Genomic DNA, 7,446 nt, shown 5'->3' with positions numbered 1-7,446 from the left:
TTAATCAAGAAGCACAACAAGGCCACGAATACCGCCTTGACTTCAACGGTGCTGCACTTCCTAATGGAGTGTACATTTACCGTATGACGACTCAAAATGAAACAATCATTGAGAAATTTATGATTGCACGTTAATTCTAAAGACACGATTTTCGTGTCCGAATTAATCAATTTCAAAAAGAAAAAACCCTTCTCGCATATTGCGAGAGGGGTTTTTTATTTTGCCTCAAATACCCGCAGATTCTGAATGTGAGAATAAAGAAGGAAAGGTAAGTCACGGTTCTTCGGGGGTGTTTTTACGGATGATCAGTAGGTGAGAAAACAAAAACGGAGAGGTTAAAAAATCATTCAAAAACAGTGTTTTAACTATGGTTTTAGGCGAAGCGAATGGGGAGATTTGTAATGTATAAAAACAGTACAATAATCAAATCATTAAAAAACAACCTAAAACTTTAAATTATGAAAACGCTACTAACAATTACCGCACTTATTTTATTGTCATCATTGGCAAATGCTCAAATATTGCCAGTCGACTCTCAGTATGAAGCACATAAATCCGACTTGAATCAAGGAGGTAATTCTTCTGGATGGACTATTCCTTTAGAACCGTTTATAGTAATGCAAAATTTGCAAGATCTCCGCTCGTATCCGCATAAATTACCAGCTCCAGAAACATACTATGCGCACGTTACGGACATGAATCAGCAACCACTGATTATAGGATGTACCCTCCCTTTAGTGCCTCTTACCGAAATGCACAATTTAGAAAAGTTCGGCTCAAATAAGTTCCTGAACCCTAAGTCAGACGGAGAAACTCTAATGAAGCTTGACAGCTCAGTAAGTGAGCAGGATAAACAAACCTACACGTATAATTCGGAAGGGAAGCTCGTAGAAAGAAAATGGTTTTCAAAAGACATGGACGGCAACTGGAAACCGAATTACAGAAAGCAATTTAGCGAAGAACCCAATTTGCTTCAAGAAATTTATTCGCAATACAATACCTCTGAAGAAGCATGGGAGTACTACAATAAAAATGAGAATATTTACAATGATTCAAACCTGATAATTGAGACCAATCATTATTCATGGCAACCCAATCTTTCTATTTGGCTACTTGATGGACAAATGGAATACATTTATGATGAGAATGGTAACAATACGGAATTTACTGTTCATGTTTGGGAAGGGCTAACCTCTTATCCATATTACCAAAAAGAATCTTCTTATTCAGATCAACATGTTCTAATCCAATCTATTGAAAAAATCAATAATCCGGAATTTAATCAGCTGGTTAATATGAGACGGATAGTGAAAAGTGTGAATGCTGAAGGCCATATAGAAAATAGCCTCACAACTCTGTGGAACAGCGAAACTGAAACGTGGGAAAATAGAGCTCTTAGTGATTTTATCTACAACAATCAAGGGTTGGTATATTCAAGGGAAAACAGTGTGTGGCAAGAGCAAAACAACGTATTTATTCGACAAAGTCGAACCGAATATTTTTATCAGAACGGAACCGAGATTGCTACTGAAATTAACTCTTCATGGAGTCAAGAATTTGGTGAATGGGTAGGCCTTAATAAATATGACCGGGTACTTGACGGTTTTGGCAATCAGGAATCATTAAACTATTCATATTGGAACAGCCAAATCAGTAATTGGACGCCCTTTTTCAAAACGGAACGTATTCACGATACTTCCATATCTAGTGAAGATATTATTCTTCCGGTTGATTTTACTGAAACCCCTTCCATGCTCTTACAAGAGGATCTTTACCAATACCTCGGAAACAATTATGAGTTGAATGCGAGCACCCAATTTTATTACACACCCCTTTCAATAGTGAGCGGCATTGATGAAAATCCCGATAATATCCAAGTTTCAATATACCCAAACCCATGCAGGGAAATAATAAATGTAGGGGTAGTGAATACTGTACCTTACACTTTTGAATTGTATGATATAACCGGAAAACGAGTCATTCAGCAAGTTGAGACCACCAGTACTCAAATAGGAACTACAGGGCTTAATTCTGGAATATACATATACCGGATTCACAGCAATGGGCTGGATATTACTGGAAAAATTATAAAAGAGTAAAGTATTCAATCAACACTAATGATTGAAGAGTCCAAAATTGAAAACGCTCTCGCCACAGGTGAGAGCGTTTTCAATTTTAAATATTCCTGATGGGGGTGTTTTTCACCTTTTTTTTGCGGGATTAACGAATATAAAAGCCGCAAAAAAAACTCTTAAATACCGTTGTTTTCCTCTGTTAACCAGCGCTATGAGTGCGGATATTTGTAATGTAAAATCACAAATTAATAAAACGAGTTAATCAAAACCAAAACCTCATTATCATGAAAACGCTTCTTATTTACACATCAATTTTTTTATTTTCAGTACACGCATATCCGCAAACCCAACCGTATGCAAAGTCGCTTCACGCCCATGAGGGGAACCTGGGTGTAGAAAACATCGGGACGGATCAACAGCCAATCGCAAAGCCATTTTTGGCAGAAAGGTACTTGGGCAAATCGTTCATGGATAAGTTTGAGCACTACCTCAAAACCGGATCGGTAGTGAGAAATACTTTAGAGATGCATGAAGGGGTCTATGACAAAGACAAAATTTCGCAAGATTTAAATCCTGCCTCAAAGTCCATACAATCAAAATTCTACTTTAAAATGGTGAAAGGTGAATGGAAGTCTGGATTTCAAGCTGATCTATCCTTTACCCCCGTTTACGCAACAAAATCAGTGCTCTGCTTAACCTGGAATAAAGCCGATGGGAAAAACAGAAAAAGCCATTTTGTATTTGCGTTCGGTGACTTTAGGGTTTCCAAATAATACGCAAGCAAACAAAATTCTTATTAACCAGCGATATTAAAATGCACAATTTTTTTAGCCATAAAAAAAAGGTGTTTTTCACCCGCACTCTGTGTAATAAACGGAAATAAAACAAGAAAAAAACACTTTAAAAACCGTGTTTTCGCTCTGATAAGCAGCAACTTAAATACGGAGATTTGTAATGTAAAAATAAAATATTATTAAAACGAATAATCAAACCCTAAAACTTAACATCATGAAAACCTTAAATTATTTTTCGAAAGCAATTATTGCAACAGCCATCTTTTGTTCAACCCAGATAATGGCACAAGACCTCTCGGGCACGCTCGCCACCATAAGCGAAACTCCTGAATACGTTAAAGCAAAAGACCAAGGCGAAAACTTGTTTCAAAGTCTTCGGGAGCATGTTCCGGCTGCGACCCGAAGTCTAATCACAGAACAAATTTTTCTCGAAAAAACAGATATTCCCCCTTACCTCACTACATCGCTCGCACAAGACGGATGGGTGAAGCTCGATTTGACCGATGATGGATCAGCGTTACTCAAATTACCTTTTGCCTTTTCCTTTTTTGATTCAATTCAAAACACAGTTTGGGTAAATGCCAATGGCAATCTAAGCTTTGGATCGTCAGTGGGTAATTTTACTCCCGAATACTTTCCACTAAATATGCAATTGATAGCGCCTTTTTGGGCCGATTTGCAAAAAAGCTCAATTTATTCCAATAGCGGAATTTATCTTCTTCAGGAAGAGAGCAGCCTTAGAATATTGTATCGAAACATGGCACTCTATGATAAAGATGCGGCAAACACAGTTACATTCGAGGTAATACTGAAAGAAAAATCCAACACCGGAGGTGGAAATGTATCTTTTGCTTACCACCATATTTCGCCCAAATTAATGGAGTCACTAATTGGGAATCAGCAAAAAGGTAAACCGCTTTTTATATGCGGAATCAATACAGGCGATTTGGACAATCATATTCTCATTCAGCTTTTTGACAATTTAATCTACTCATTTAGCCTGGCAGATAGTAATGTTTATGGAATGATGAATGCAGATTATTACAGTTTTAATATGGAAACCAAAAGTGAATTTGCTCAAAATTTATTTGTGCATTGAAGGAAAAAACTCATTTGAATATGCCCGAGCAATACTAAGATTAATAACCATAACCAGAGCAACCAGAAGAGCCTGTTTACATGATGTAAGCAGGTTTTTTTGATTAAAATTTACTCTTAATAATCTGAGATTTCTTTTGTTGAGTTAATTATTTAGCAGCCGAACTTTAATTATCTATCATCAAATTTAAAAAAAGAATTGCTTTTTTCTGAAGAAACATTTACCTTGGCGTCTTTAATAACCGATTGACCAATTGTATGTTAACCAAGTTACTCGTCGCCATTTCTTTGGCGATTCTTTCGCCTGTATTTGTTTTTTCCCAATCATTAGATTCGTTTGAACCTCCCTTGGTAGTCTGTCCGGCAGGCGAGCATACAGGCCATCACTACACCCCGCCGGCTCCTGAAATATTAAGCAGATTAGCCATGCGCAGCGCTGATGAACCCTGTGCAACCATTGAGGTTACTTACAATAATTTTCCTCCTGGGGCACAAGTTGCTTTTCAGGCAGCTGTTGATATATGGGCCTATTCCATTAGCAGCTCTGTAACGATTAGGGTTACCGCCAACTGGACTTTTATGGGTAGCGGATTGCTTGGCTCTGCTGGTTCTGCGTATGTGTATAGAAACTTTGCCAATGCGCCCGATAATAAGTTTTATGGTTCAGCTCTCGCCGATAAAATTGCGGGGTACGATCTGGCTCCGAGTCAGCCCGATATTACCGCAAATTTTAACTCAACCCAAAACTGGTATTTCGGAACTGATGGGGAAGGAACCTGGAGTCAATACGATTTGATGTCGGTAGTGCTTCATGAGCTGGGACACGGCTTTGGGTTTGCATCATCTGCATCTATGGTGGCTGGTAATGGAGAGTTTGGAGTAGGATCTGCAGATATTCCCATGGTTTACGACCAATTAATGACTCAGGGAATAAATGGCTCTTTGCTTCTCTCTCTTGCTGAAGGGCCCAATCTGGGCACTGCCTTTACCGGAAATAATGTGTACTGCAACGGTGCTCATGCTACAGCTGCAAATGATGGAGTACGACCTAGATTTTATGCGCCGGCTCTTTTCAGCAATAGCTCTTCTCTTTCTCACTTAAATGAGTTTACTTATCTGGCAGGATCAGAAAATAGCTTGATGACTCCAAGTATGGGGTCAAGTGAAGTGATACACAATCCCGGGCCAATTGCACTCGGTTTATTGCAAGATCTGGGATGGGATATATGCTCAGGCGGTGAACCTGAAAATCTTCCATGTACTGCGTGGACACATCCATCTCCTACTACCAAAAATCTTCAGTTTAACAATCTTTTTGGTGGTGCCCCCTGCGATTATGGGAATGGAAGCCCCTTTAATGAAATTGTAAGTACCCAAATCGTTCCCGCGACCGCTTATGGAGTAGAAAATTTTATTGCCGGTGGTGTTTATACCTTTAGTATATGCAACGGGCCTAACGCGGGAAGCTGGATTCCGGAGTTTACAATTGTCGCACCAAATGGAGATGTGGAAGCTTTTGGAAACGGCACTGGATGTGCTATTACCTGGACTGCCTCTCAATCTGGCACATATACACTTATAGTAAATGAGGCCGGGCAATGTGGGGTTTCAAATGGCCAATTGAATGGATATGCAGCACTTACATGTCAAAGTGGTACCGCGCTTTGCGATCCTGCTAGTTGCGAAACCCCCTCTTTGATGCTCAATGGTGATGAACAAGTTTGTCCCGGACAAACAACCACTGTATCACTTTCAGGAGCAAGTATTCCACCAACCGGAGGATATGGAATTTACTTTCACAACGCTGAACTGAATGACGGGGTTTACATTTCGAATATTACTTTTCCTTATACTTTTGATAATTCCTTAAACGGAGAGCTTCCGCTTAATGGGATTACAGAGCTTGACGGAACTTATCAAGTTTCTGGTTTTGTATATTACGATGCCGATGATTTTGCAAACTCCATTTGCGGAAACGCACCCGGCGGACCAGCTATAACGTTTTTGACTTCACTCGCTCCCGAGTGCGGTGGTGACCCATGTTTGAGTGATATTGAGAATCCGGTGGCTCTATGCCAAAACAAAAATGTTTCGCTCAATGCTTCGGGATTTGTGAATATTAATGTCAATCAGATTAACTCAGGATCTACCGATAATTGCGAATGGCTTGATCTCGAACTGAGCAAAACTAATTTTACCTGTGCTGACTTGGGTATAAACGTTGTGAATCTTACGGTTACAGATGCGAGTGGAAACACTGACTTTTGTACTGCAATTATCACGGTTGTAGACGGAATAAATCCAAGTCTTGCAGCTCCTTCTAATAAAACGGTTGTAGCTGATGTGGGAGAATGCTCGGCGGCAAATGTGATCCTGGGAAATCCTACCTGGGCAGATAATTGCAGCGCAACGGTAAGCAATAATGCTCCTGCTGTTTTCCCTGTGGGAACCACACAAGTTACATGGACAGCCACCGACCAATCTGGAAATACCAAAACTCGGAATCAATATATAACAGTAATGCCAGATGAAACAACTACTTTGTCGATTATGGTAGATGGCTCAACTACAATCTGTCAAGGAGAAATAATCACACTTTCGGCCTCTGAAGGATTTGAATCTTACTTGTGGAGCAATGGTGAAACAACATCTGCTATTAGTGTTAACGAGAGTGGTTTATACAGTGTTGCTGCCAGTCTGTCGAGCGAGTGTACGTCAGATCTTTCTGAAAGTGTTGAAATTACAGTTTTACCAGATTCTGATGGCGATGGAGTTTGCGATGAATTTGATGCCTGCCCTAATGATCCGCTAAAAACCGAACCCGGCGCCTGCGGTTGCGGAACTCCTGATATCGATAGTGATGGCGACGGAATTGCCGATTGTATTGATGAATGCCCGAATAGTCCATTGGCCTTAGGCGACCCCTGCGATGATGGAGACCCGCTAACTACAAATGACAAAATGACAGAAGCTTGTACTTGTGCAGGAATCCAAATGGCGAGTCAAATCGATGGTCTGCTCGATTGGAATTCTATTTGTGGAAGCAGGGAGATAAAAATTAAACTTTACACCCCTGAAACAGCGATTCTTCTTTATGAATATAATGCTATGATTGGCGAAACCGGCGATTACTCTATACCGGAAATTAATTCGGGGGTTTACGATATCTATTTTAAAGTGAAGGGCTATCTAACCAAAAAGGTGGCCTCCTTTACGGTGAGCCCAGGGATCAATACGCTATACTTGGGCGGAATTATTCCCGGCGACATTACAAATACGAATATTGTGAATCTCAACGACGTGTCTGCTTTAAATCTGGCTTTTGGATCGCAAAACGGGCAAGAATCCTATCTTCAAGTTGCCGATTATAATTGCGACGGGTTTATCAATATTATTGATTTATCTATAATTGGCCAAAGGTTTGGAATGGTAGGCGACAGCGCGGGCAATTGAAAATTTGGTTCAATCTTTTGCAATCG

The 7,446-nt window shown here is 40.0% G+C and carries 5 protein-coding genes; all 5 read left to right on the top strand.

Going from position 1 to position 7,446, the window contains the following annotated elements:
- Positions 1 to 134, top strand: a 134-nt coding sequence (locus G3O08_RS21855; RefSeq protein WP_163284972.1) for a T9SS type A sorting domain-containing protein, incomplete at its 5' end; no start/stop codon positions are given.
- A 324-nt stretch (positions 135 to 458) separates the two neighbouring features.
- Positions 459 to 2,099 carry a T9SS type A sorting domain-containing protein gene (locus G3O08_RS08760; protein ID WP_163284970.1) on the top strand — a complete coding sequence of 547 codons (1,641 nt, stop codon included), beginning with the start codon at positions 459 to 461 and terminating at the stop codon, positions 2,097 to 2,099.
- Between the two features lie 260 nt (positions 2,100 to 2,359).
- Positions 2,360 to 2,848 (top strand): hypothetical protein, encoded by a 489-nt coding sequence (locus tag G3O08_RS08755; RefSeq protein WP_163284968.1) that lies wholly within the window; start codon positions 2,360 to 2,362, stop codon positions 2,846 to 2,848.
- Between the two features lie 235 nt (positions 2,849 to 3,083).
- Positions 3,084 to 3,968 (top strand): nidogen-like domain-containing protein, encoded by an 885-nt coding sequence (locus G3O08_RS08750; RefSeq protein WP_163284966.1) that lies wholly within the window; start codon positions 3,084 to 3,086, stop codon positions 3,966 to 3,968.
- Positions 3,969 to 4,225: 257 nt separating this feature from the next.
- The gene (locus G3O08_RS08745) at positions 4,226 to 7,420 is read left to right on the top strand and encodes an HYR domain-containing protein (RefSeq protein WP_163284964.1); all 3,195 of its coding nucleotides are present in this window, start codon (positions 4,226 to 4,228) and stop codon (positions 7,418 to 7,420) included.
- Positions 7,421 to 7,446 lie beyond the last annotated feature (26 nt).

Origin of the sequence: Cryomorpha ignava, from assembly GCF_010686655.1 — a bacterium.
Lineage (GTDB): Bacteria > Bacteroidota > Bacteroidia > Flavobacteriales_D > Cryomorphaceae > Cryomorpha > Cryomorpha ignava.
The sequence above is the reverse complement of the archived record's forward strand: the minus strand, read 5'-3'. Positions and strand labels throughout refer to the sequence as shown.